The 24,601-nt window shown below is 63.4% G+C and carries 25 protein-coding genes and 1 tRNA gene; 13 read left to right on the top strand and 13 right to left on the bottom strand.

The window, feature by feature from the left end; genetic code table 11:
* Nucleotides 1-78: 78 nt before the first annotated feature.
* The 3 genes from HW090_RS09440 to HW090_RS09450 all read left to right on the top strand — a co-directional run bounded on the left by HW090_RS09440 (nucleotide 79) and on the right by HW090_RS09450 (nucleotide 3,018).
* Nucleotides 79-1,212 (top strand): tyramine oxidase subunit B, encoded by a 1,134-nt coding sequence (locus HW090_RS09440; RefSeq protein WP_179113289.1) that lies wholly within the window; start codon nucleotides 79-81, stop codon nucleotides 1,210-1,212.
* 63 nt (nucleotides 1,213-1,275) lie between these two features.
* On the top strand, nucleotides 1,276-1,698 hold the full coding sequence (locus tag HW090_RS09445) for a RidA family protein (protein WP_179113290.1): 423 nt from the start codon (nucleotides 1,276-1,278) through the stop codon (nucleotides 1,696-1,698).
* 27 nt (nucleotides 1,699-1,725) lie between these two features.
* Complete coding sequence (locus tag HW090_RS09450; RefSeq protein ID WP_179113291.1) at nucleotides 1,726-3,018, top strand: FAD-binding oxidoreductase; 1,293 nt, start codon at nucleotides 1,726-1,728, stop codon at nucleotides 3,016-3,018.
* Between the two features lie 107 nt (nucleotides 3,019-3,125).
* Here the strand turns inward: HW090_RS09450 and HW090_RS09455 are convergent, their stop codons facing one another.
* The 8 genes from HW090_RS09455 to def form a co-directional block, all read right to left on the bottom strand.
* Complete coding sequence (locus tag HW090_RS09455) at nucleotides 3,126-3,695, bottom strand: VOC family protein (protein ID WP_256930639.1); 570 nt, start codon at nucleotides 3,693-3,695, stop codon at nucleotides 3,126-3,128.
* A complete protein-coding gene (locus HW090_RS09460; protein WP_179113292.1) occupies nucleotides 3,628-4,026 on the bottom strand; it encodes a GFA family protein in 399 nt (132 codons plus the stop codon). Before HW090_RS09460 ends, HW090_RS09455 begins: the two co-directional genes overlap by 68 nt.
* Nucleotides 4,027-4,129: 103 nt before the next feature.
* Nucleotides 4,130-4,447: a DUF2834 domain-containing protein gene (locus HW090_RS09465; RefSeq protein ID WP_179113293.1), complete on the bottom strand. Its 318-nt coding sequence runs from the start codon at nucleotides 4,445-4,447 to the stop codon at nucleotides 4,130-4,132.
* Between the two features lie 181 nt (nucleotides 4,448-4,628).
* The gene (locus HW090_RS09470; protein ID WP_179113294.1) at nucleotides 4,629-4,949 is read right to left on the bottom strand and encodes a tetratricopeptide repeat protein; all 321 of its coding nucleotides are present in this window, start codon (nucleotides 4,947-4,949) and stop codon (nucleotides 4,629-4,631) included.
* A 25-nt stretch (nucleotides 4,950-4,974) separates the two neighbouring features.
* A complete protein-coding gene (gene trkA / locus HW090_RS09475; RefSeq protein ID WP_179113295.1) occupies nucleotides 4,975-6,348 on the bottom strand; it encodes a Trk system potassium transporter TrkA in 1,374 nt (457 codons plus the stop codon).
* A 14-nt stretch (nucleotides 6,349-6,362) separates the two neighbouring features.
* Entirely contained in the window at nucleotides 6,363-7,673 is a 1,311-nt protein-coding gene (gene rsmB, locus HW090_RS09480) for a 16S rRNA (cytosine(967)-C(5))-methyltransferase RsmB (RefSeq protein WP_179113296.1), read from the bottom strand.
* A complete protein-coding gene (fmt, locus tag HW090_RS09485; RefSeq protein WP_179113297.1) occupies nucleotides 7,670-8,602 on the bottom strand; it encodes a methionyl-tRNA formyltransferase in 933 nt (310 codons plus the stop codon). Before fmt ends, rsmB begins: the two co-directional genes overlap by 4 nt.
* 57 nt (nucleotides 8,603-8,659) lie before the next feature.
* On the bottom strand, nucleotides 8,660-9,166 hold the full coding sequence (def, locus tag HW090_RS09490) for a peptide deformylase (protein WP_179113298.1): 507 nt from the start codon (nucleotides 9,164-9,166) through the stop codon (nucleotides 8,660-8,662).
* A gap of 113 nt (nucleotides 9,167-9,279) precedes the next feature.
* Here def and HW090_RS09495 point away from each other — a divergent pair, with 113 nt between their 5' ends.
* The 4 genes from HW090_RS09495 (at nucleotide 9,280) to HW090_RS09510 (ending at nucleotide 13,289) form a co-directional block, all read left to right on the top strand.
* Nucleotides 9,280-10,242, top strand: coding sequence for a LysM peptidoglycan-binding domain-containing protein (locus HW090_RS09495; protein WP_179113299.1), 963 nt, complete (start codon nucleotides 9,280-9,282; stop codon nucleotides 10,240-10,242).
* A gap of 27 nt (nucleotides 10,243-10,269) precedes the next feature.
* Entirely contained in the window at nucleotides 10,270-11,346 is a 1,077-nt protein-coding gene (gene dprA, locus HW090_RS09500) for a DNA-processing protein DprA (protein ID WP_179113300.1), read from the top strand.
* Nucleotides 11,347-11,569: 223 nt separating this feature from the next.
* A complete protein-coding gene (locus tag HW090_RS09505; RefSeq protein ID WP_179113301.1) occupies nucleotides 11,570-12,496 on the top strand; it encodes an Rpn family recombination-promoting nuclease/putative transposase in 927 nt (308 codons plus the stop codon).
* A 241-nt stretch (nucleotides 12,497-12,737) separates the two neighbouring features.
* The gene (locus HW090_RS09510) at nucleotides 12,738-13,289 is read left to right on the top strand and encodes an L-threonylcarbamoyladenylate synthase (protein WP_179113302.1); all 552 of its coding nucleotides are present in this window, start codon (nucleotides 12,738-12,740) and stop codon (nucleotides 13,287-13,289) included.
* Here HW090_RS09510 and HW090_RS09515 read toward each other — a convergent pair.
* Entirely contained in the window at nucleotides 13,281-14,840 is a 1,560-nt protein-coding gene (locus HW090_RS09515; RefSeq protein WP_179113303.1) for a TerC family protein, read from the bottom strand. The genes HW090_RS09510 and HW090_RS09515 overlap by 9 nt on opposite strands.
* Nucleotides 14,841-15,241: 401 nt before the next feature.
* On the opposite strand from HW090_RS09515, the gene HW090_RS09520 reads away from it, so the two are divergent.
* The 5 genes from HW090_RS09520 to HW090_RS09540 all read left to right on the top strand — a co-directional run bounded on the left by HW090_RS09520 (nucleotide 15,242) and on the right by HW090_RS09540 (nucleotide 19,626).
* Nucleotides 15,242-15,637 carry a DUF2946 family protein gene (locus HW090_RS09520; RefSeq protein ID WP_179113304.1) on the top strand — a complete coding sequence of 132 codons (396 nt, stop codon included), beginning with the start codon at nucleotides 15,242-15,244 and terminating at the stop codon, nucleotides 15,635-15,637.
* Between the two features lie 78 nt (nucleotides 15,638-15,715).
* A complete protein-coding gene (locus HW090_RS09525) occupies nucleotides 15,716-17,869 on the top strand; it encodes a TonB-dependent siderophore receptor (protein ID WP_179113305.1) in 2,154 nt (717 codons plus the stop codon).
* 124 nt (nucleotides 17,870-17,993) lie between these two features.
* Nucleotides 17,994-18,069 (top strand) — tRNA-Thr (locus HW090_RS09530).
* Nucleotides 18,070-18,263: 194 nt separating this feature from the next.
* On the top strand, nucleotides 18,264-18,788 hold the full coding sequence (locus HW090_RS09535; protein WP_179113306.1) for a hypothetical protein: 525 nt from the start codon (nucleotides 18,264-18,266) through the stop codon (nucleotides 18,786-18,788).
* Between the two features lie 109 nt (nucleotides 18,789-18,897).
* Nucleotides 18,898-19,626 carry a hypothetical protein gene (locus HW090_RS09540; RefSeq protein WP_179113307.1) on the top strand — a complete coding sequence of 243 codons (729 nt, stop codon included), beginning with the start codon at nucleotides 18,898-18,900 and terminating at the stop codon, nucleotides 19,624-19,626.
* Between the two features lie 186 nt (nucleotides 19,627-19,812).
* On the opposite strand, the gene HW090_RS09545 is transcribed toward HW090_RS09540, so the two are convergent.
* The 3 genes from HW090_RS09545 to HW090_RS09555 form a co-directional block, all read right to left on the bottom strand.
* A complete protein-coding gene (locus HW090_RS09545; RefSeq protein WP_179113308.1) occupies nucleotides 19,813-20,427 on the bottom strand; it encodes a hypothetical protein in 615 nt (204 codons plus the stop codon).
* A gap of 375 nt (nucleotides 20,428-20,802) precedes the next feature.
* On the bottom strand, nucleotides 20,803-21,012 hold the full coding sequence (locus HW090_RS09550) for a SymE family type I addiction module toxin (protein WP_179113309.1): 210 nt from the start codon (nucleotides 21,010-21,012) through the stop codon (nucleotides 20,803-20,805).
* A gap of 659 nt (nucleotides 21,013-21,671) precedes the next feature.
* On the bottom strand, nucleotides 21,672-22,565 hold the full coding sequence (locus tag HW090_RS09555) for a LysR family transcriptional regulator (protein ID WP_179113310.1): 894 nt from the start codon (nucleotides 22,563-22,565) through the stop codon (nucleotides 21,672-21,674).
* A 94-nt stretch (nucleotides 22,566-22,659) separates the two neighbouring features.
* Between HW090_RS09555 and HW090_RS09560 the strand changes: the two genes are divergently transcribed.
* A complete protein-coding gene (locus HW090_RS09560) occupies nucleotides 22,660-23,826 on the top strand; it encodes an MFS transporter (protein ID WP_179113311.1) in 1,167 nt (388 codons plus the stop codon).
* Between the two features lie 81 nt (nucleotides 23,827-23,907).
* On the opposite strand, the gene HW090_RS09565 is transcribed toward HW090_RS09560, so the two are convergent.
* Complete coding sequence (locus HW090_RS09565) at nucleotides 23,908-24,282, bottom strand: DUF4189 domain-containing protein (protein ID WP_179113312.1); 375 nt, start codon at nucleotides 24,280-24,282, stop codon at nucleotides 23,908-23,910.
* Between the last annotated feature and the right edge of the window lie 319 nt (nucleotides 24,283-24,601).

Raw genomic sequence — 24,601 nt, forward strand, 5'->3', positions numbered from 1 at the left:
AAATGACCCTGTTCGCGGTTTCGTCGGCACGGGCCGGCGCAGCCGGAACGGATGATCGAACCCAAGGCTGACGACAGAATGTCCACCCATATCGACTTCATCTACCTTTCCGAACCCGACATGATCCGCGCCGGCGTGACGGACATGCCGTCCTGCGTCGACACCATGGAGGAAATGTTCGGCCTGCTCTACCACGGCGACTACCGCATGGCCGGGCCGAACAACGACTCCCACGGCGCCATGATCACCTTCCCGGCCGACTCCCCCTTTCCCAAGATGCCCAGGCCTACCGCGGACCGGCGCATGATGGCGATGCCGGCCTACCTCGGCGGCAACTTCCATACCGCAGGCGTGAAGTGGTACGGCTCCAATATCGCCAACCGCGAAAGGGGGCTGCCCCGCTCGGTGCTGATGTTCACCCTCAGCGATGCCGACACCGGCGCCCCGCTGGCCTATATGTCGGCGAACCTACTGTCGGCCTACCGCACCGGCGCCGTGCCCGGCGTCGGCGCGCGCTACCTGGCGCGCAAGGACTCGCGGGTCATCGGCCTGGTCGGCCCCGGCGTCATGGGACGTACCTCGGTGGCCGCCTTCATCGCCGCCTGTCCCGGCATCGACACCATCAAGGTCAAGGGGCGCGGGCGCAAGAGCCTCGACGAGTTCAAGAGCTGGGTCAACGAACACTACCCGCAGGTCACCCGCATCATCGAGGTGGACAGCCTCGAAGCGGTGGTGCGCGACTCGGATATCGTCACCTACTGCAACTCCGGCGAGGTCGGCGACCCGTCGAGCTACCCCATCGTCCGTCGCGAATGGGTCAAGCCCGGCGCCTTCCTCGCCATGCCCGCCCTCTGCCAGATCGACGAAGGCATGGAGCGGGCGGACGTGCGCAAAGTCCTCGACAACACCGGCCTCTACCATGCCTGGTACGAGGAAGTACCCAAGCCCGCCCACCAGTACATCCCGATCATCGGCGTGTACTTCATGGACATGATCGCCGCCGGCACGCTGCAACCCGAACAACTGGAAGACATCGGCAAGATCGTCGCCGGCGAGGCGCCGGGCCGCCAGAACGACGAGGAGATCATCATCATGTCCGTCGGCGGCATGCCGGTCGAGGACGTCGCCTGGGGCACCATGATCTATCGCAACGCCGTGCAGCGCGGCATCGGCGTCAGCCTGAACCTCTGGGAAACCCCCGCACTGCGCTGACCGCTCCCCCGGCATGCCGCGCATCCGGCATGCCCGCCACGCCATTGCCTGGAGGCAAACGCCATGACCGTCATCACCAAGGTAAAGACCGGTTCCATCCTCGAAGAAAAAGCCAGCTACTCGCGCATCGTCGCCGTGGACAACTGGATCTACGTTTCCAATACCGCCGGGCGCAACCCGCAGACCAGGCAAATCCCGGAAGACCTGATCGAGCAGACGCGCCAGGTCTTCGACAATATCGAGAACGCCCTGAAAGCCGTCGATGCCAGCCTGGCCGACGTGGTCTTCTCGCGGGTATTCATCCAGGACCCGGCCGACGTACCCGCCGTCATGGACTTCATCGGCGAGAAATTCCGTGGCGTCGACCCGGCCACCACCGTCACCTGTCCGCCCCTCGGCTCGACCACCTACAAGGTCGAGCTGGAAGTCACCGCCTACCGGGGCGCCGCCCAGGCCGAGGTACGGAAAATCACCCTGGCGCCCTGAACCGGACGCGACTCGAGGAAACGCCCCATGGCACCGCGCACCACACCCGTGGAAACCTCCACCCACATTCCCAACGCCACCACCGTCGTCATCATCGGCGGCGGCATCGTCGGCCTGACGGCGGCGCTGACGCTGGCCGAACGCAACATCCCGGTGGTCCTGCTGGAGAAGGGCCGGCTCGCCGGAGAGCAGTCTTCGCGCAACCTGGGCTGGGCACGCAAGACCAGCCGCCTGGCCGAAGACATTCCACTGGCCAGGGCCGCCGACCGCCTCTGGAGCGAACTGCCCGAGCGCACCGGCAGTGACGTGGGCTACCGCCAAGCGGGCATCATGTTCATCGCCCGCAACGAAGCCCAGATGGCCATGCACGAGAACTGGCTGAAATCCGTCGCCCACCTCGACCTGGACTCCCGCCTGCTCGGCGCGAAGGACATCGACGACCTGGTGCCGGGCGGCAAGGGTCAGTGGCTCGGCGGCATCCACACACCCTCGGACGGCCGTGCCGAACCCAGCCTCGCCGCCAGCGCCATCGCCAGGGCGGCACTGGCCAAGGGCGCCGTCATCGTCGAGCACTGCGCAGTGCGCACCCTCTCCACCAGCGGCGGCAAGGTCAGCGGCGTGGTCACGGAAAGGGGCGAGATCCGTTGCGAACAGGTACTGCTGGCCGGCGGCCTGTGGTCCCGGCGCTTCCTAGGCAACCTCAGCATCGCCTTGCCGACCCTGCCGCTGATCTGCTCCGTACTGCGCACGCGCCCCATGCAGGGGCCGACGGAAATCGCCGTGGGTGCGCCGGACTTTTCCTTCCGCAAACATCAGGATGGTGGCTTCGTCATCACCCAGCGCGGGGCGCTGGACGCGCCCCTGACCCTGGACCATGCCCTGATCGGCATGCGCTACCTGGGCCAGTTGAAGGCCGGCCGCGACAGCCTGCGCATTGGCCTGGGACGCTACTCCTTCGACGACCTGAAACTGTCCCGGCGCTGGAGTGCCGACAGCGTCACGCCCTTCGAGCACGTCCGCACCCTGGACCCCAAAGCCAATCCGGCCCTCAACACCGAGGCCATGAACAACCTCAAGGCAGCCTGGCCCGCCTTCGCCCAGGCCGAGATCGAAGAAGCCTGGGCCGGAGTGATCGACGTCACACCGGACTCCAACCCGGTGATCGGCCCCGTCGCGCAACTGCCCGGCCTGACCCTGGCCACCGGTTTTTCCGGTCACGGCTTCGGCACAGCCCCCGCCGCCGGACAACTGGCGGCTGACCTCGTCACGGGGCAGCCACCGCTGGTCGACCCGACGCCGTATCGCTTCGATCGGTTATAAGCCCCCTGCATGGTATGCGCACCGGCCTTGCGCCGGTTGCGCCCGCCCATCTCATCCCGGACCGGATAGCCACCGCCATTACGAAAAGCGCATCCACTCACGCGGATTCAGAAGGTAATCGACACGGAGGCCGAACTTCGCATCGCTTCTCCGTGATAGACCGCCTCAATATTATTGCCATCTGGATCGACAACGAAGGCCGCGTAGTAGCCAGGATGGTAGACGCGCTCCCCAGGAGCACCATTGTCCTTGCCACCATGCGCGAGTGCGGCCTGGTAGAAATTGTCGACCATCGTGCGGTCTTGTGCCTGGAATGCCAGGTGGTGACGCCCGGTCAACACCCCCAGCGCCGAAGGGCTGTCAACGGCGGTCACGAACAGCTCATCCGCCCAGAAATACCCATCACCCGTACCGCCCATCGGGACGTTGAGAGCAGCAAGAATAGCGGTGTAGAAGTCCTGGCTGGCAGAAAGGTCTTGCACTACCAGTTGAATATGGTCGATCAGGCGACCCCGGTGCAGTTCTTGGGTTTCCATAAAACACTCTTTAGTGATGATTGCAGCACCCCAAGCGCTGCACAGCGGGATGCTTGAACATTCCTCAGGGTTCTCACGCGCGCCCGGGTTGCCATTCCGGGTATGCCGGAACGCCTTCATATTCAAGCCATGGAACATCATGAGAGGTCCAGATGTGTGCTTGTGGAATGACGTCCGGATCGTCATCAAGCGTTGCCACACGGACAATTACATGTGTTTGAACAGGCCGTTCGGCCACCAGATGAGAGCCACAAACCGAACAGAAATGCCTCAACTTACCTGGCGATGACTCAAAGGTGGAAAGCCTGTCCAGGCCTTTCAACCAACGAAAATTCATTCGTTGTACTCCGGCGCTTGAGCAGGCCAGGGCGGCATGAGCCTTACGGCACGTCTTACAGTGACAATGCCCGATAGGCATATCAATCGAGTCGATTTCGTACTCAACCGCACCACACAAACAACTGCCTTTCATTTCCCCTCCGAAAACGCTTCGTAAACCCACCCACCACTTACCTTCGAATCGATGACGATGGGAAACCACTCGATGGCCGAACGACGCTGCCTTTCATGAATGATCATGACCCCGATACCGCAAGATGGCGTTCCCGCAGGAAAAGAAAGAGCGGCAATGCCAATGAAGGACCAACCATCAGGCAGGACAGCGGCAACCATACTCGACGCATTGCCAGCCTGCGGCTTTCCACAATGACGAATACAGCCACCACAACGCCCGAAACGAACACATCCGCCCAGGCGAATGCCGCGATATGGCCTGAAGTAGCCTGCTGCAACAGTAACGGCACGTTGAGGCCCTGTGCAGAGAGCCATGGAACAAACTGGGACAGAGGCAAAGCCGTTCCAGCAATGCAAAGAAGAAGGTAGATGATCTGCACGCTCTCTCCTACGGGACCGACGCTTGACTAACAAGCCAGCACTGCCGGCTCCGAATGGGCATGACCTTGGGGTATGCCCTCTCCAGAGAATTGATTATCCCGACGAGACAGGAGCCGCCGAAGTCGAGGCGTTTCTTGCCGATCTGGCCACCCGCAGCACCGAGCAATAACCCTGCTGCCCTCACTGCGCGGGCGTCTGCCGCTCCAGCTTGCGCAGGAACACCGTCATCTCCTTGAACGCCTGCTTGTCGCCCTTCGCTTCGGCGGCTTGCAGGCCCTGGTTCCAGGCGTCCCTGGCGCCCGCCAGGTCGCCTTCGGCCTGCAAGGCCTTGCCGAGCAGTTTCCAGGCGGCGGAATAGCCGGAGTCCTGCTCGACGCAGCGGCGCAGGTGTTCGGCGGCGCGTGTCGCATCGCCGGCATCCAGGTAGCCCTTGCCCAGGCCAAAGCGCAGCATGGCGTTATCCATGCCCTTGGCGAGCATCTTTTCCAGCGATTCCAGCATGACGGCCTCCTTCAAGTGAAATGGCTCAGAAGAACGTCAGCCCGGCCTGGAACAACCGCTCCACATCGCGGATATGCTTCTTGTCCACCAGGAACAGGATCACATGGTCGCCGGACTCGATCACGGTGTCGTCATGGGCGATCAGTACCTGCTCATCACGGATCACCGCGCCGATGGTGGTTCCTGGTGGCAGGCCGATCTTCTCGATGGCGCGGCCCACCACCTTGCTCGAACGGGAGTCGCCGTGGGCCACCACTTCGATGGCCTCGGCGGCACCCCGGCGCAGCGAGTGGGCGCTGACGATATCGCCCCGGCGCACGTGGGTCAGCAGGGTGCCGATGGTCGCCAATTGAGGGCTGATGGCGATGTCGATCTCACCGCCCTGCACCAGGTCGACATAGGCCGGGTTGTTGATGATGCACATCACCTTGCGCGCGCCCAGGCGCTTGGCCAGCAGCGAGGACATGATATTGGCCTCGTCGTCGTTGGTCAGCGCGAGGAATACGTCGGCATCGTTGATGTTTTCCTCGATCAGCAGGTCGCGGTCGGACGAGCTGCCCTGGAGGATGATGGTGTTGTCGAGGGTGTCCGACAGGTAGCGGCAGCGGGCCGGGTTGGCCTCGATGATCTTCACCTGGTAGCGGTGCTCGATGGCCTCGGCCAGGCGCTCGCCGATATGCCCGCCGCCGGCGATGACGATGCGCCGGTAGTTGTCGTCGAGGCGGCGCATCTCGCCCATTACCGCGCGGATATCGGCCTTGGCGGCGATGAAGAAGACCTCGTCGTCGGCCTCGATCACCGTGTCGCCCTTGGGCAGGATCGGCTGGTTGCGGCGGAAGATCGCCGCCACCCGCGTATCGACGTTGGGCATGTGCTTGCGGATCTGTTGCAGTTCCTGCCCCACCAGCGGCCCGCCGTAGTAGGCGCGCACCGCCACCAGTTGCGCCTTGCCGGCGGCGAAGTCGATCACCTGCAGCGAGCCGGGGTGCTCGATCAGGCGCTTGATGTAGTTGGTCACCACCTGTTCCGGGCTGATCAGCACGTCCACCGGGATCGCCTCGTTGCCGAACAGGTCGGGACGCATCAGGTACACCGACTCGCGCACCCGGGCGATCTTGGTCGGCGTGTGGAACAGGCTGTAGGCCACCTGGCAGGCGACCATGTTGGTTTCGTCGCTGTTGGTCACCGCCACCAGCATGTCGGCATCGTCGGCGCCAGCCTGGCGCAGCACCGAAGGAAAGGAACCGCGCCCCTGGATGGTGCGGATATCGAGGCGGTCACCCAGGTCGCGCAGGCGGTCGCCGTCGGTGTCGACCACGGTGATGTCATTGGCCTCGCTGGCCAGGTGCTCGGCCAGCGTGCCGCCGACCTGGCCAGCCCCGAGAATGATGATTTTCATGGACTCAGTTCCTCTCAGCCGCGGCTGGCGGCAATCTTGACCAGCTTCGCATAGTAGAAGCCATCATGCCCCTCTGGCTGCGGCAACAGTTGCCGGCCGTGCGCCTGCGGCACGCCGAAGCTACCGCCCAGGTCCAGCTCGCGGACACCTGGCGTACGCGCCAGGAAGGCGCCGATCGCCTCGCGGTTCTCCTCCGGCATCACCGAACAGGTGGCGTACAGCAGCACGCCGCCGACCTCCAGGGTCGGCCACAGGGCGTCGAGCATCTCACCCTGCAACACAGACAGCGCGGCGATATCCTCGGCCTGGCGCGTCAGCTTGATATCCGGGTGGCGACGGATCACGCCGGTGGCGGAACAGGGCGCGTCCAGCAGGATGCGCTGGAACGGCTTGCCATCCCACCAACGGGCGACGGCGCGGGCATCCTCGGCGATCAGGCGGGCATCGAGCTGCAAGCGCTGGAGATTCTCCCGCACCCGCGCCAGGCGGCCTGGCTCCAGGTCGAGGGCGACCACTTCGGCCAGCCCCGGCTCGCGCTCCAGCAGGTGGCAGGTCTTGCCGCCCGGTGCGCAGCAGGCGTCCAGCACCCGCTGTCCTGGCGCCAGGTCGAGCAGGCCGGCGGCCAGTTGTGCCGCCTCGTCCTGCACGCTGACGCGACCTTCGGCGAAACCGGGCAGTTGCCGCACATCGCAGGCTTCGTGCAGGCGCAGGCCATCTTCGCTGAACGCGCAGGCTTCGGCAGCGATCCCGATGCCTCTCAATTCATCAAGGTAGGCATCGCGGCCACCTTGTCGGCGGTTGACCCGCAGGATCATCGGCGGATGGGCGTTATTGGCCGCGCAAACCGCCTCCCACTGCTCGGGCCAGTTGGCCTTGAGGGCCTTCTGCAACCAGCGCGGATGGGCGACGCGGATCACCGGGTCATGTTCCAGCTCCGGCCACAGGGCCTCGCCCTCGCGTTGTGCGCTGCGCAGCACCGCATTGATCAGGCCTTTGGCCCAGGGCTTCTTCAGCTTGTCGGCACAGCCCGCCGTCTCGCCGATGGCGGCATGGGCCGGGATGCGCGTGTAGAACAATTGGTAGAGGCCGACCAGCAGCAACGCCTCGACATCGCGGTCCGCCGCCTTGAACGGCTTCTGCAACAGCCTCGCCGCCAGGCCGCTCAGGCGGAAGTACCAGCGCGCCGTGCCGAACGCCAGGTCCTGCACCAGCGCTCGATCGCGCGCCTCGACCCGCTCGAGCAACGCCGGCAGGCTGCCGCCCAGCGAAGCCTTGCCCGTCAGCACCGGCACCAGGGCACGGGCCGCCGCCAGGCGCGGGTTCATACGCCCAGTACCAGGCCGGGGGCGAACTGCTCGCGGCGGCTATTGAACAGGTCGGCGAAACCCAGCGCCTTACCGCCCGGCAGTTGCAGTCGCGTCAGCAGCAGGGCGCCTTCACCGCAGGCCACCGTCAGGCCGTCGCGGCTGGCGGCGAGGATGGTCCCCGGTGCCCCGGCGCCGCTGCTCGGCAGCGCGGCATGCACCTTCACCACCTCACCATTCAGGCTGCTATGGCAGATCGGCCACGGATGGAAGGCCCGCACCAGCCGTTCCAGCTCGGCCGCCGGGCGGCTCCAGTCGATGCGCGCCTCGTCCTTGTTCAGCTTGTGCGCATAGGTGGCCAGGGCATCGTCCTGCACCTCGCCGACCAGGCTACCCGCTTCAAGCGCCGCCACCGCCTCGACCACCGCGCCCGAGCCGAGTGTCGCCAGGCGGTCGTGCAGACTGCCGCCAGTGTCCTCGGCAGTGATCGGCGTGCTCACCTTGAGCAGCATCGGGCCGGTATCCAGCCCGGCCTCCATACGCATCACCGTCACGCCGGACTCGCCGTCACCGGCCTGGATCGCCCGCTGGATCGGCGCCGCACCGCGCCAGCGCGGCAGCAGCGAGGCATGGCTGTTGATGCAACCCAGGCGCGGCGTATCCAGCACCACCTGCGGCAGGATCAGCCCGTAGGCGACCACCACCATCAGATCCGCCTCCAGCGCCGCCAACTCGGCCTGCGCCCCGGCATCGCGCAAGGTCGGCGGCTGCAACACCGGCAGGTCTTGGGCCAGCGCCAGTTGCTTGACCGGGCTGGGTGCCAGCTTCTGCCCGCGTCCGGCGGGACGGTCCGGCTGGGTGTAGACCGCCACCACATTGCGCCCTGCGTCGAGCAGGGCCTGCAGGTGCTGGGCGGCGAATTCGGGGGTACCGGCGAAAACGATGCGCATGGGGGATTCCCTGAAATAAGAAAAGGCCTGCACTGCAGGCCTTTCCGAGGTCATGGTTCAAGCCTGCTGGCGATGCAGCTTTTCCAGTTTCTTCTTGATCCGGTCGCGCTTGAGCGTGGAGAGGTAATCGACGAACAACTTGCCGTTGAGGTGATCGCACTCGTGCTGGATGCACACCGCCAGCAGCCCTTCGGCGAGCATTTCGAACGGATTGCCGTCGCGGTCCAGCGCCGTGATGCGCACCTTCTGCGGGCGGTCGACGTTCTCGTAGAAACCCGGTACCGACAGGCAGCCTTCCTGGTACTGGCCCATTTCCTCGGTCAGGTATTCGAACGCGGGATTGATGAACACCAGCGGCTCGCTCTTGTCCTCGGACAGGTCCATCACCACCACGCGCTTGTGCACATTGACCTGGGTCGCCGCCAGGCCGATGCCCGGCGCGTCGTACATGGTCTCGAACATGTCGTCGATCAGTTGGCGGATGCCATCGTCCACCACCTCCACCGGCTTGGCGATGGTGCGCAGGCGTGGATCGGGAAATTCCAGGATAGTCAGGATCGCCATATGCGTAGTGTGATGCAGTTCATGGAGTGGATTGGAAAAGCGCTGCTAAGATGCCTCGCGACTGGGCTACGGGCCTGGCTCAAAGAGCGCACATCATAAAGGGATTCACCACAATGAGGAAATCACTACTCGTCCTGCTGCTCCTGGCCATCAGCGGCCTGGCACAGGCGCAGACGGCGCTCCGGGAGGATCACCCGCAGTCGTACACGGTGACCGAAAGCGATACCCTCTGGGACATCGCCACGCGCTTCCTCGACGAACCCTGGGAATGGCCGGCGCTCTGGCTGTCCGACGCCCCCCAGGCGCTTCACGTCGGCGACCGTCTCGAGCTGACGCTCATCGACGGCCAGCCGCGCCTGTCGCTGACAGCCACCGAAACAGCGCCCCCTCAGCCCATACCCGACCTGCCTCGACAGCCCACCCAGGCCGCCCTCCCGGGTCAGCGCATCCTCGACGACCTCGCCCCCTTGACCGTTGCCCCCTATGTCGTCGCCGGCAACGACGAGCGCACCCTGGCCGGCAAGGATGAGCGCATCCACGGCCGTGGCCGCTTCGACACGGCCCAGACGCACTATGACGTGGTGCGCGAGAGCAAGACCTACGTCGACCCGGTGAGCCAGGAAGTACTCGGGATCGGCGTCACCGATATCGGCAACGCCGAGGTCAAACGCATCGAGGCCGACATCGCCACCCTGCGCCTGACCAGCGCTACCCAGGAAGTACGCCTCGGCGACCGCCTGCTCCCCGCCGAGACCGCTGCGTCCGGAGGCACTCTCATCCCTGGCGAGCCCGCGCACCTGGTCGAGGGGCAGATCATCGACACGCCGCAGGCTGGCCAACAGGAAATCGTCACGTTGAACCGGGGCAGCCGCGAGGGCCTGGCGCCCGGGCATATCCTGGCGATCTACAAGACGGGCGAACGCTCGCGCGACCCGCTCACCGGCGAATGGGTGAAACTACCCGACGAACGCACCGGCCTGCTTATGGTGTTCGACACTCACGAGAAGCTCAGCCACGGCCTGGTTCTGCAAACCTCACAACCGCCGTCGACAGGCGACAAGGTGCGCAACCCCTGACCCGTCACTGCGAACAAGGATGTCCGCATGTCTCCCGCAGAACTCGAAGCACGCCTGCGCCTGCACCTGTTGCCGGAGCTGGGGCCACGGCGGCTGCACCGGCTGCTCGAAGCCTTCCCCGACGCCTCCTCCGCCCTGAGCGCACCGGCCAGTGCCTGGCGCGCACTCGGGCTACCGGACGCCTGCGCGCAGGCCCGGCGAACCGCAGAGATACGTGATCGGGCGGCAGCGGCACTGGCCTGGTCCGAACGCCCCGGTCACCACCTGATCATGCGAGACACCCAGGCCTACCCCGATCTACTGGCCGAACTGGACGATGCCCCTCCCGTACTGTTCGTCGCAGGCGCTCCCGAGCTGCTGCAGCGCCCACAACTGGCCATGGTCGGCAGCCGCCGTGCCTCGCACTACGGCCTGGATATCGCCACCGCGTTCTCCCGCAGCCTGGCCAGCGCCGGCTTCGTCATCGGCAGCGGCCTGGCCCTCGGTATCGACGGCGCGGCCCACCAGGGGGCGCTGGATGTCGGGGGACGTACGGTGGCGGTACTGGGCACCGGCCTGCAATGCATCTATCCGCAACGCCACCGGAAGCTGGCTCAGCGCATCATCGACGGCGGCGGCGCCCTGCTCTCCGAATTGCCATTGGATTGCCAGCCGCTCGCCGCCAACTTCCCCCGGCGCAACCGGCTGATCAGCGGCATGGCCTTGGGCGTGCTGGTGGTCGAGGCCAGCCCCTCCAGCGGTTCGTTGATCACCGCCCGCCTGGCCGCCGAACAGGGTCGAGAGGTCTATGCCGTGCCTGGCTCCATCCATCACCCCGGTGCCCGCGGCTGCCACCATCTGATCCGCCAGGGCGCCACACTGGTGGAAACGGTGGGAGACATCCTCGAAGGCCTGCGTGGCTGGCAACAGGTCGTCCCGACGACCTCAGGCGTGCTCCGGCAAAGCCCATTGCTACGGCAACTGGCCGCCGCACCGGCCAGCGCCGAAACCCTGTCCATCCAGTTGGCTCGGCCACTGAGCGACGTACTGGCCGAACTGACCGAGCTGGAAATCTCCGGCCAGGCCGCCTGCGAACAGGGGCAATGGACGATACGAAGACTATAGAAGGGTGCGCCTTAACAGGCTGCCACCGGTCTACGGAGCCCCTTTGCGAGAGGACATCACCGGCAGACTGGATCGAGGCCCGGCCTCTTTCCCAAACAGATATCAGGATCAGGCTGCGTGGCATCCCAGCCATCAGACTTCCTACATTTGTGAACGGCTTCACGGTCTTGCCTGGCAAGACTCGATACAGTCCGGGCATCCGTCACCGACAAGAATGCCCGCCGTGCCCGGACTACCCCTGCTCGACCCCAAGCTCGATGTCATCTTCAAGCGCCTGTTCGCCGAGGCACCGGAGCTGTTGGCCGACCTGATCAACGCCGTGCGCAGCGACGAGCCGCCCATCGTCGAGCTGCAGGTGCTCAACCCGCAGATCGCCCCGGAGGAACTGACCGGCAAATTCATCGTGCTGGACATCCTCGCCCGCGACCAGACCGGGCAACTGTTCAATATCGAGATGCAGACCCGTAACCACGCCGGCTGGCCTTCACGCAGCCTCTACTACTTGGCACGCAACCTGGGCCGGCAATTACAGGTGGGCGATGGCTACCAACAGATACAGCCGGTGATCGGCATCCATCTGATGGACTTCGACCTGTTTGAGGAACAGCAGGCCTGCTGGGCCTTCGAACTGCGTGACCGACAACGGCCGCAGGTACGGTTGGACCGCAGCCTGCAACTGCACCTGATCGAACTGCCCAAGGCCGACCGCCTTCATTCACAAGGTGGAAGCGCTCTGGCAGACTGGATTCTCTATTTGAAGCACTGGCAGGAGGACACCCTCATGCAAAGCATCGAACGCCCGGCGATCAAGAAGGCCCGCGAGTACTTGCAAACGCTGTCCGACGATGACGAGGCCCGGCGCCTGGCCTTCGTGCGTGAGCGCGCGTTGCATGATGAGGTGACGGAAAAGGCGGAAGCCGAAGCCAGGGGACGCCTGGCAGGCAAGGCCGAGGGGAAAATCGAAGGAAAGATCGAAGGCCGCGCCGACACCCTGCGCCATCTGCTACAACTCAAGTTCGGCGCACTTCCCGACGTTCTCGAACAGCGCCTGCAAAACGCCGATGAAGCCGAGCTGACCGTCTGGACCGAGCGTGTATTGTTTGCCAAGCAGTTGGGGCAAGTGTTCGAAGGGCATGGCGGGAAAGGCTAAGGCCGCCGTATGGAGGGCTCCGGCATGAGAACGGGAGCCCTGAAAAACGCTTGATCGCCAACAAGCGCATCCACAGGCTCTTGCGCATACGGCCTGCCCGCACAGCCTCCAGCGCTTTTGTCGAAGGCTTTTACGCGTAACGCGCCCCCCTGACAGCCCCACGGACCTTGACGGGTATCGGTGGCACAACTGCTAGACTACGCCCCCCTCCGACCACCGCCCGATCACGGCAGAGGCATCCATGAGCAGCAATTGGCAGGTGCAACAGGCCGCCCGTGCGGTATACACCGGCGGCGTCATCGCCTACCCCACCGAAGCCGTCTGGGGGCTGGGCTGCGACCCGTGGGACGAAGACGCGGTGCTGCGCCTGCTGGCGCTCAAGGAACGCCCGATGGACAAGGGTTTGATCCTGATCGCCGCCCACATGGGGCAGTTCGACTTTCTGCTGGACGACCTGCCGGAGCGCTGGATCGACCGCCTGGCCAGCACCTGGCCGGGCCCGCATACCTGGCTGGTGCCGCACCGGGATCGGCTGCCGCAGTGGATCACCGGGCGCCACGACAGCGTCGCCCTGCGCGTTACCGACCACCCGCTGGCAGCGCGCCTGTGCGCCCTCACCGGGCCGCTGGTCTCCACCTCTGCCAACCCGGCAGGTCGCCCCGCAGCACGTTCGCGCCTGAAGATCGAGCAGTATTTCCCGCGCCAGCTCGACGCCATCCTCAACGGCGCGCTGGGCGGACGGCGCAAGCCCAGCACCATCCGCGACCTGCGCAGCGGAGAAATCCTACGCTGACACCTCGGCAGGCTGCAGCAAGACCCGCGTCACCCGGCGCTCCTGCACCTCGTCGACGGTCAGGCTCCAGCCCTCGAACGTCAGTTGGTCGCCCTTGGCCGGCAAGCGGTCGAGCAGGCTCATGACGAACCCCGCCAAGGTCTGGTAATCCTCGGTCGGTCGTACCTGCAAGCCCACGCGCTCGCGCAGCAGGTTGAGGTTCAGGGCGCCGCTGACCAGGTAGCCGCCCTCCAGCGCAGTCACATCCGGGCCGTCGATTTCACTGGCATCCGGCAACTCGCCAGCGATGGACTCAAGGATATCGGTCATGGTCACCATGCCGGTCAGCCCGCCGAACTCATCCACCACGAAACCGGTGTGGGTGGACGCGCTGCGCATCAGTTCCAGCGCGTTAAGCACCGAACAGCTCTCGGGCAGGTTGATGGTGGTGCGCACCAGGCTCTCCAGGTTCGGCTGGTCGCCGGCCAGCAGCGCCTTGAAGATTTCCTTCTTGTGCACATAGCCGAGCGGCTCGTCGATCTGCCGGTTACGGATGACCAGCAGGCGCGAGTGCGGCGAATTGGACAGAGCCTGGTGGATGTCCTCAGGGCTGTCGGCCAGGTCGATGAAGTCGATATCGGTGCGTACCGTCATCACCTTGCGCACCGGGCGCTCGGCCAGTTGCAGCACACCGCTGATCATCACCCGCTCGCGTCGGTCGAATACCGACTCCAGCCCCTGGCCCTCGACCATGTCGGCGATATCCTCGCCCACTTCGTCGACGCCGACATGGCGCCCACCGAGCAAACGCAGTACCGCATGCGCGGTGCGCTCGCGCACCGTCCGTTCGCCCTGCAGGCTCTTCTTGCGGCGCCAGCGGGCGATCTGGTTGAACACCTCGATCAGGATCGAGAAGCCGATCGCCGCGTACAGGTAGCCCTTCGGAATATGGAAGCCCAGGCCATCGGCGGTCAGGCTCAGGCCGATCATCATCAGGAAGCCCAGGCACAGCATGATCACCGTCGGGTGCGCATTGACGAAGGCGGTCAGCGGCTTGCTGGCGACGATCATCAGGCCGATGGAGATCACCACGGCGATCATCATCACCTCCAGGTGCTCGACCATGCCCACGGCGGTGATCACCGCGTCCAGCGAGAACACCGCGTCCAGCACCACGATCTGCGCGACGATCGGCCAGAACAGCGCGTAGGTCTTGCTGCCCGTGGCCCGCGCCACGTGCCCTTCCAGGCGCTCATGCAACTCCATGGTCGCCTTGAACAGCAGGAACAGGCCGCCGAACAGCATGATCAGGTCGCGGCCGGAGAAGGCCTTGCCGAACACCTCGAACAACGGCTCGGTCAGGGTCACCAGCCAGGACAGGCTGGCCAGCAGGCCAAGGCGCATGATCAGCGCCAGCGACAGGCCGATGACCCGCGCCCGGTCGCGCTGGTGCGGTGGCAGCTTGTCCGCCAGGATGGCGATGAACACCAGGTTGTCGATACCCAGCACGATTTCCAGGACGATCAGCGTCAACAGCCCGAGCCAGGCCGTTGGATCAGCCATCCATTCCATGATTAAACCTCGAAACGATCAGAAGAAACGCACGGCGACAGCGAGCATGGCACGGACGCGCGAAAGGCGTCGTGGCTCAAGGCTGCACGGTGCGAAAAGAAGAACAGGGTGCGGGGCTGCCGGGCCGTGGCGCGAGGCTCAGGCAAGGCGAGGTGAAGACGGCAAGAGCGTGAAGCGGGGATGAATCGACAACTGCAAGGCTCCGAAAGAGCGTCCATACAAGGGGGTTCTATGGCCTGTGACCGCGCCAGAATACGCTCACGCCCAGCACCATCCAGGGGAAAATCATTACAGAATCTGACATCATCCCGGCCAGGTACGACGCAATGCCCCACGCACCGTTCCAATCGAATTGCTAGTATCCGCTACCTTTCCGCCACCGCCCTTGCGCCAGACAACCCATGAACCCGGCCCGTAGACACCGCTCGCTGACCGCCTGGATGCTGTATTTCAGCGTCCTGTTCGCGGCGCTCGGCTGCGCGCTCGGCCATGGGCAGATGGCCGGCCTGCAACTGAGCGGCATGGACGGGCGGTACTGCTCGTTCGAGGGCAACTTCGGCGCCGGCGCCAACCTCGACGGCTCCGGCATCGTCCCGCCCAGCCCCGCCACCGGTGGCGGCTGTGCCATGAGCTCCAGCTTCAGCGCCATCATCCTGGCGGCCTTCTTCGGCCTGCTCGGCCTGCTGGCCACGGGGCGAGCGCAACCCCTGGCGCTGCGCATCGCCCCACGGCCCGCGCGCCACGCCTGGCCACCCGCCCAACCCCGCGCCCCACCCGCGACGCTTCCCGTGCTCTGAAAAATCGCCCGCTCGACCAGGCCACCAAGGCCTGGCCGCCACGGGCCTATCGAACAGAACAAGCTCTGGAAGCCTTCCATGTCCATTCGTATCGCCACCCTGGCGCTGCTCGTCGGCAGCAGCCCGCTCGCCTGGGCGCAGGACGCCCTGACCCTGCCCGACAGCACCGTCTCCGCCAAAGCCAGCGAACCACCCGCCACCGCCCTGTCGCTGGACCGGCCGCTCGAAAGCGGCTCACGCCTGAAACTGACCGCCCGGGAAAACCCGGCCTCCATCAGCGTCGCCGACCGCGCGACGATGGAACGCATCGGCGCCCGCAACTTCCAGGACGCGGCCAACGCCCTGCCCGGCGTCAACGCCTCGGCCCCACCGGGCTGGGGCGGCTATGTCGCCTACCGGGGCTTCAATGGCGCGCAGGTCAGCCAGTTGTTCAATGGCGTCAACCTGCACTACGGCGGCTCCGCCCGCCCGGTGGACGCCTGGATCTACGACCGGGTGGAACTGCTCGGCGGCCCCTCGTCCTTCCTCAACGGCAGCGGGGCCGTGGGCGGCAGCCTGAACTTCGTGACCAAGCTCGCCAACCGCGACGAGGAACACCTCGAAGCGCGCCTCGGCTACGCCCGCTATGACACCCGCGAAGCCGCCATCGGCTTCAACCGCGCCCTCAACCAGGGCCCCGGGCCACGCCACTATGCGCGTCTGGACTTCAGCCGCAACGACAGCAACGGCTACATCGACCGCCAGGAACGCACCGCCGGCAACCTGGCCTTCTCGCTACTGAGCGACCTGAGCGAGCGCCTGTCCCACACCCTGGCCATCGAATACCTCGAAGAACAGGAAGACAGCCCCTACTGGGGCACCCCGGTGCTCAACCCACAGCAAGGCCGCCTGCGCATCGACCGGCACCAGCGCTTCTCCAACTACAACGTCGAGGACGGGCGCTACGAACAGCGCACGCGCTGGCTGCGCTCGATCACCGACTACCGCCTTGGGGAACGCACCCAGTTGCGCAACACCTTCTACCACTACGACGGCCAGCGCGATTACCGCAACCTGGAGCGCTACCGCTACAGCACCGACAACACGACGGTCGAACGCCTGGGCGCCTATCGCCAGCGGCACGACCAGGAAGTCAACGGCAACCGCCTCGAACTGACCCACGCCGGCACGTTTCTCGGCCGCGCCAGCGACTGGGCCTTCGGCCTCGACTACAACCGCAACAGCCAGACCAACTACCCACTGTCGATCTCCGCGCTGTTCGATAGCGTCACCCCGGGCCGCTTCGAACCCGACCGCTTCCTCGACATCCCCGGCATGGCGGCGCCGCGCAGCAAAGGCCGCAGTACCCGCACCGACACCACCGCGCTGTTCGTCGAGAACCGCCAGGCACTGAGCGAGCGCCTGGCCCTGGTCAGCGCCCTGCGCTACGACCATATCGACTTCGACGTCACCGAACATGCCAGCGGCAACCACCTGGAGCGGCGCTGGGACGCCCTCACCGGGCGCGCCGGACTGGTCTACGAGTTGAACGACAGCCTCAGCCTCTACAGCCAGTACAGCACCTCGGCGGAACCGCCCGGCGGCACCCTGACCAGCGCCAGCATCGCCCAGGTCAGCGACTTCAAGCTCGGCACCGGGCGGCAACTGGAGATCGGCGCCAAGCTGGACTTCCTCGACGGACGCGGCGCCGCGACCCTCGCCGCCTACCGCATCGTGCGCAAGGACTTCCCGGTCACCGACCCGAACAACGCCAACGGCACCATCCAGGCCGGCCAGCAGACCTCCGAAGGCATCGAACTGGCCAGCTCCTTCGCCATCACCCCGCAGTTGCTGGCCAGCGGCAATATCGCCTGGCTCAAGGCCGAGTACGACGACTTCAACGAAAGCGTCGGCGGCGTGGTGATCTCGCGCAAGGGCAAGATGCCGGTGAACGTCCCTAAGCGCACCGCCAACCTCTGGCTCACCTATGACCTGGCCCCGGCCTGGCAACTGGGCGCGGATGCCCGCTACGTCTCCTCGGTCTACGCGAACAACGCCAACACTATGTGGGTGCCCGCCTACACCCTCTACGGCCTGTTCGTCCGCCACGACCTGGACGAACACACCGAACTCAGCGCCCGCCTGCGCAACCTGACCGACGAGGTCTATGCGCGCTTTATCCACCAGTCCAACACCCAGTACTACCTGGGCGAACCCCGCAGCCTGGAGCTGGCACTGCATATGCGGTTCTGACCCCGCCCCAAGCAGGGCGGGCGCCGCGCACCACCACGGCCGCCCTGCCTCGGAGGCCGCCTAACGTCTTGATGGAAATAGGTTTACAGGCGCGAACCAATCGCTATAATGGCGCCTCTTTTTAGCCGGTATAGCTCAGCTGGTAGAGCAACTGACTTGTAATCAGTAGGTCCCGAGTTCGACTCTTGGTGCCGGCACCATTTTAGGTCCCATAGAAGGCTGTCAGCTCTCTGGAACCACTGAAACCCGTCTTAATGGCGGGTTTTTCGTTTCTGGCGCATGCCCACGAAGCGATGAGCTGCGGCCACTTGAGGATGCGTTTAGGAATACCTCGATCTGATCGAGATTTTTCTACTCTGCCTATCCGTCACCTCATGCTGATCAAGGATGAAGAATGAATGTTCGCCAGCTAGGAATTGCCGTAGCTCTGTTAATGACGTCGGCTTGCTCAAACCATCAGTACAAGTCCTATGTAGGCAATGTCGATGATCCTGCCATGCAGGTCCTGGATTTGTCCGAAGGCGCTACGGATGCACCCGTCATCTATTTCGATACAACGCAGTATCGGGATTTGGGCGTCCCCTTCCATCGCTTGCTACTGGCTATCCGCGTGGATGGCAAGCAACTCCCTGAGGCGGGCAAGCACTCGATTCTGAATTACTCAGGCTACCAAGCCCTTCGCCTATCCCCAGGCCAGCATTCGCTGGAATGGTGCTGGGTGTCGATGAACAAGCTGAGGACTGGCGGTGGTCAATGTGGTTTTGTTGCGCCGGCGCTTAACTTTGAGGCTGGCAAGCGTTATCTCGCCACATGGTCTGCGTCGACATCGATTACCGGAGTCACTGGGCGTGAGCAGATGGAGATCAATGTCTCCTCTTACATCATTGATCGAGACAGCAAAGAGCAGATATTTCCCTGATAGCTATATCGCCCTAGGCAATAGTTTGAAAAGGGAACAGATTTATTGAACACATCACCATACTGCAGAAAATAAATCTGTGCCTTCTTATCATAGCGAAGATGGAAAATTGCCAAAATATTACAAACTGATAACGGAGAGTACGAACCTCTCTCGACGAGTGGGAACAAGTGCCGTTATTCCAAGGGACTTTCGGGACCTAAGTTCCTCCATAATCTCATCATGCACATTTTTACAGAGTCTTATCCAGCAGATCATCTACGTAACGCACGGAGCTGAACTTCTTGCGGCGAAGCACATACTGAAGAAATTCCCAAATCCCAAGGCGAGAATAGATTTCTTATGTTCATTTCCATACAGTGAGGCTGACCCAATTATTTTCTCCGTATTTGACTATGCGAAACATCTATTCCAAGACCTATACGAGCTCAGGAACATCCTCTCGCACGAAGTTTGGGCATCTAGCGAAGATCATGGTGATGCCGTCATCTTCTCCAGCTTGGACGAAGAAGCAAGACTGCTGATGGCCTCTGGCAAGATGTGGCATATGGAGAATATGACCTCCAAAGAGGTTTTCGACGCCACAGTTCGGTATATTCGGAGCGTGAAAGTCGTGACCAGCACTGACCTCCGCATTGCAATGGGCGATGCTAATTTGTGCTCGTGGATTCTCATGCACATCGGTAATGTTCTCAATGAGCAGGATGCTACGAGAAAGGCAGAAGCGCGACAGCTTTTCCTTCAATACAAGGGAACATCACACCTCTTTGCTGACATACCACCGGCCACTGGAGTCCTAAATTTTAACGCCTCCAGAAACAAAGAAATCCAAGATTGAACTGGGGGCGCAAAAGTTTTGTATCTCTCGGCAGATAAAAAGCCTCCCCCTTCGGACTGTGGCCTGTTGCCGTTTCATATGGGTAGCCATTGTTTCGCTGTCATGGGAAAGGGGACAGATTTATTTTCTCGGCGTGTGTTAATCGAAAACAAATAAGTCTTTTCCCACTTAAGCACTTGATTAAAGTTAACCATCACATGCTGTAGACAAAATGGTGTTGTCGCGACTAATAGTCTTGATGAACACGGTGCAATTCATGCCTGCCACTTTATATGACAAGCGCTCTCCCGCGCGCCCCTCAAACGGCTGCCCACTAAAAGTCCCTTTTACTCGAGATCGAGGATAGATAATCTCAACGGCAAGCGCTGCCAACCCTGGGATAACGTCTTCGCTCTGCCCTTCACTCAGCTCAACAGTAACGGGCTGTTTCGCAGCACCCTGAAGTTTAGATTTCAGTCTTAGATATTTTTTGTTAGCCTCAGAAAGTTCAACAGTCGCTACCTTCAGCTTTTCATCAAGAGTATTGTTTTCCTGTTGCAACTCAGCAACGCGCCCTTCAAGCAACTGCTGATCAGCGCGACTTTTTAGTGAGGCGTTAATTTCAGCGCTAGCATTCTTCAGATTTTTTATTGTTTCTGGAAGAGTCCAACTACTGGCCTCTCGCATGGCCGCAATTTGCTTGTCCCTCTCAGAGACTTTATCGAGCTGTATTTTCCAAGCCGCCCCTCCAGCTGCCACTGCTGCAGCTAACACTAACGCGCCCCAACAAGCCACATCAGAACCAGCACCACCCGCTGCCATAATTTTCTCCTGTGGACCAAGGAATAAAAATACCCAAGTTTATGCACACTGTCCATCAGTATAAAAGCTATGAATTGACCGAATCCTACATTTTTGCCAGATGGTACAACAACCTTGCAGACGCTGCCCGGAACAGATCCACACGAGTTTTCACTTCGAGCAAGTACAGACAAACAGAGAGGCATACTGGTTAGCGGGATGCTGCGAGAGTAGAAGTTAATTGCTTCAGGATTCGCAGACACCTCCGACTGACTTCTTTTGGCCGGAATAGTACACTTACAATACTTAGAAAAAGAGGACAGATTTTCGATTACATTCCTGTACAAAACCTGCCCTCATTACTATAACATATGAAGCAAAGCCTCTTTACCGAAATTAGCTACCTTCAACCGTCAATATCAACTGCCCCTCTCGCACCTCGACATTAACGGGTTTATTGATCAGGAAGCTGGCTTTTTCCAGCCAGTAGCCTTTCAGCAGGATAAAGGGGACGGCGGGGCTGGCTTTATATTGTTCTCGACGGCGTGCCGAGGAATATTGGTAATCGTAGAAGCCGGGACGGACTTTGAGTTTGCGGTTTTTCATCAGAGAACCTTTCAGAAAGAAACCGTAAATGTTTCCGGGTTACGGCTTTGCCCGCCTGAAAGGAGTTATCAAGCTCCGAGCCGCCAGCATATGGGCACAACCAATAGAGTCAATATCGAGCGCCGGAATCTGCCAAGCAGTTCACATTTCCAGGTCATGCACGCTCTTGAGCCAGAACGTCACTTTCCGCTCTGGACATCCAGCCGTCTTCGGCGGTGTTTGTAGGAGAAGTTCGTTGGTCGTGAGTCCGCGCACCTAGGTTCCCGCCTGCGCGCACTGCTGTCCGGTACGGGTTTTGCCTGGCCCACGATACGGTGGCCTTGCGCTCATCGCTCCTGGCATCCGCACAGCCGTCTGCGGCGGTGACTGTAGGAAGAAGCCCGCTGGCCTTAGCCTTGCGCACCTAGACTCCCGCCTGCGCGGGAGCGACGGGGTGAGCTTTTCCCCCTGGGTCACTTCGGTATTGACCGCGAGCCCGGCCAGCCCCTCGGAGCAACCTTCGCCGACAGGGATGTCGGCGTAGAGCTACAGGGACGTATTCATGCGTGTTGCGTAGAGGGGCTGGCCGGGCTCGCAACACAGGGTCGAGAGGCCGAATGAATAACTCGCTCACCTCCTACACCCAACCTCACGCCCCACTTCTGCCGCACAAGACCACCCTATATCCGATGGTGCTCCACCAGGAAATCCACGAACACCCGCACCCGCGCCGGCATCGCCGCTCCGCCGACGAAGACGGCGTGGATCGGCTCCTGGTCGCCGGGGTTCCAGGCTTCCAGCAGGGGCAGCAGGTCGCCGCGCTGTATGTCCTCGGCCACGCTGAAGGCGCCGATGCGGGCGATGCCGGCGCCGACCCTGGCCAGTTGCGCCAGGGCCTCGCCACTGCTGCACTGGATATTGCCACTGACCTTGAGGGAGAACTCGCGGCCATCGCGGGCGAAGGGCCAGTTGGGTTCGGCGCGGCGGAAGTTGAAGCGCAGGCAGTTGTACCGCAGCAGGTCTTCCGGCGTCTGTGGCGTACCGTGGCGTTGCAGATAGCTAGGAGCGGCCACCACCACCTGGCCGGTGCTGCCGATGCGGCGGGCGCTCAGGGGGCTGTCGGGCAGGTTGCCGAAACGCACCGCGACATCGGCCTGGCCGCCGAGGATATCGACCACTTCGTCGCCCAGGGAGAGGTCGACGAGGATATCCGGGTAGCGGGCGCTGAACGCTGCCACCAGCGGCACGATGGCCAGGCGACCGTGGCCGAGGGCAGCGCTGACCCGCAGCCGGCCTTTCGGCACGCCCTGGTCGGCGATGGCGGCTTCCACCTCGCCCATGTCAGCGAGGATGCGCCGGGCGCCGCGCAGGTAGGCCTCGCCCTCGGCGGTCAGGGTGATCTTGCGCGTGGTGCGCAACAGCAGGCGGGTGCCGAGGCGCTGTTCGGTGCGGGCGATGATGCGGCTGACCGCCGAGGGCGTCAGCCCCAGCGCCCGGGCAGCGGCCGACAGGCTCCCGGCCTGCGCCACCTGGGCGAACACTTCCATCTCCCCGGACCTGCCGTTGACGTCCATTTATGCCTCTCACGCAAAGGTGCTTGTCGCTAAAGCGGGCTAGCGCCTGAAAAAACCGGATCGTAGCATTCGCGGCATAGATAAGGAGCCTTGCATGCGTATCAACCCTCCCCTCGTCGCACTCTCCATCGGTGCCTTCGGTATCGGTGTGACCGAGTTCGCCCCCATGGGCATGTTGCCCGGCATCGCCGCCGACCTCGGCGTGTCGATCCCGGCGGCGGGCCTGCTGGTCAGCGCCTATGCCATCGGCGTGCTGCTCGGCGCGCCGCTGATGACCCTGACCACCGGCCGCATTCCCCGGCGCTACCTGCTGATCGGGCTGATGGCCATCTTCACCCTGGGCAACCTGATGTCGGCGCTGGCGACCGACTACTACAGCCTGCTGGTGGCGCGGGTGGTGACGTCGCTCAACCATGGCGCGTTCTTCGGCGTCGGCTCCATCGTCGCCGCCAGCGTGGTGGCACCGGACAAGCGCGCCGGCGCCGTGGCGGCGATGTTCATGGGCCTGACGCTGGCGACCATCGGCGGCGTGCCGTTGGCCACCTGGTTCGGCGATCTGCTCGGCTGGCGCACGGCGTTCTGGGGGATCGCCGGCCTGGGCGTGGTGACCATGGCCGCGCTGTGGTTCGCCCTGCCGGACGTGCCGTTGCAGAAAAGCGATGGCGTGCTGGCGGAAATCCGTGTGCTGGGCCGTGGCCCGGTGCTGGCGGCGCTGGCCCTGACCGTGGTCGGTTCGAGTGCGATGTTCACCGTGTTCACCTATATCGCACCCATCCTCAAAAGCGAGACACACGCCTCCACAACTTTTGTCACGGCCATGCTGATGCTGTACGGCATCGGCCTGACCCTGGGCAATATCTGGGGCGGCAGGGCCGCGGACCGTTCGATCGACCGCACCCTGATCGTCTCGCTGGGCCTGCTGATCGCGGTGCTGCTGGCGTTCGCCGTGCTGATGCGCTGGCCGCTGCCGGCCGCTGTGTCGATCCTGATCTGGGGTATCGCCAGCTTCGCCCTGGTGCCGCCGTTGCAGATGCGCGTGATGGAAGCGGCCAAGGACGCGCCCAACCTGGCGTCGGCGGTGAACATCGGCGCGTTCAACCTGGGCAATGCGATTGGCGCGGCGCTGGGTGGCGCGGTGATCAATGCCGGGCTGGGCTATCCGGCGATTTCCCTGGCGGGGGCGGCGATGGCCGGCCTGGGGCTGTTGATGGTGCTGGGGGCCGCCTGGCGCGCCAGGGCCGCTGCGGTTGCCGCGATATAGCGAGAAAGAGCCGTCTTCCAACCAGAGCGATCTGCTTCTGGCCGGAAGCGGAAGAGGTGTTGTCTTCTGTGCCGGACGCGATCAGTCCTCGCATCCCCAGACGCGCACCGTGCAGCTGCTGCCGCCCTGCGCCTGGCACTGGGAAATGGCGCCGCCTTGTGCAGCCCCCGAAGAGGATGCCGTGGCCCAGCCATAGATGCTCGAACCGCTGGCCTGGTCCGCTGCATAGGCCGCGCACTCATTGGCGAATTGCAGGACGACCTGGCAGCCCGCGCCGCACTCGTTCAGCGCACGGGCCTGGGCCTGGCCGAAGTCGGCGTAGCTGTAGGCAAAGCCATATTGGTCGCCCTGGTTGCTGTCGATGGCCAGGGCCCCGGCGGCCGACGCCTGCCCTGCACCCAGTGCCAAGGCCAGACCAAGGGAAAGGGTGCGCACAACACGAACGGCTCGCGACATGGGTAATACCTGTAACTAGAGGGTTAGGGAGGCGCCATTCTAGCGATTGCCCCTGGCGCCCACGGCAGGACGATAGTCGCGCTTGCCTGGTTCGCAAGCATGGCATCCGCAGGTCCGGCATACCCATCACACCCTGCGACCCCTGCGCGGTCAGGTCCAATACCCACACCGTGGCTTAGCTGATAGAGTCGCGCCCCATGAAGCTGATCCGCAAAGACCGCAGCCTGATCGCCTGGGTACTCTATTCGAGCATCCTGTTCGCCGCGCTCGTCTGCGCGGTCGGCCATGGGCAGGTGGCGGGTTTGCAACTCAGTGGCCT

The sequence above is a fragment of the Pseudomonas sp. ABC1 genome, from assembly GCF_013395055.1.
In the GTDB taxonomy this organism is placed as follows: domain Bacteria; phylum Pseudomonadota; class Gammaproteobacteria; order Pseudomonadales; family Pseudomonadaceae; genus Stutzerimonas.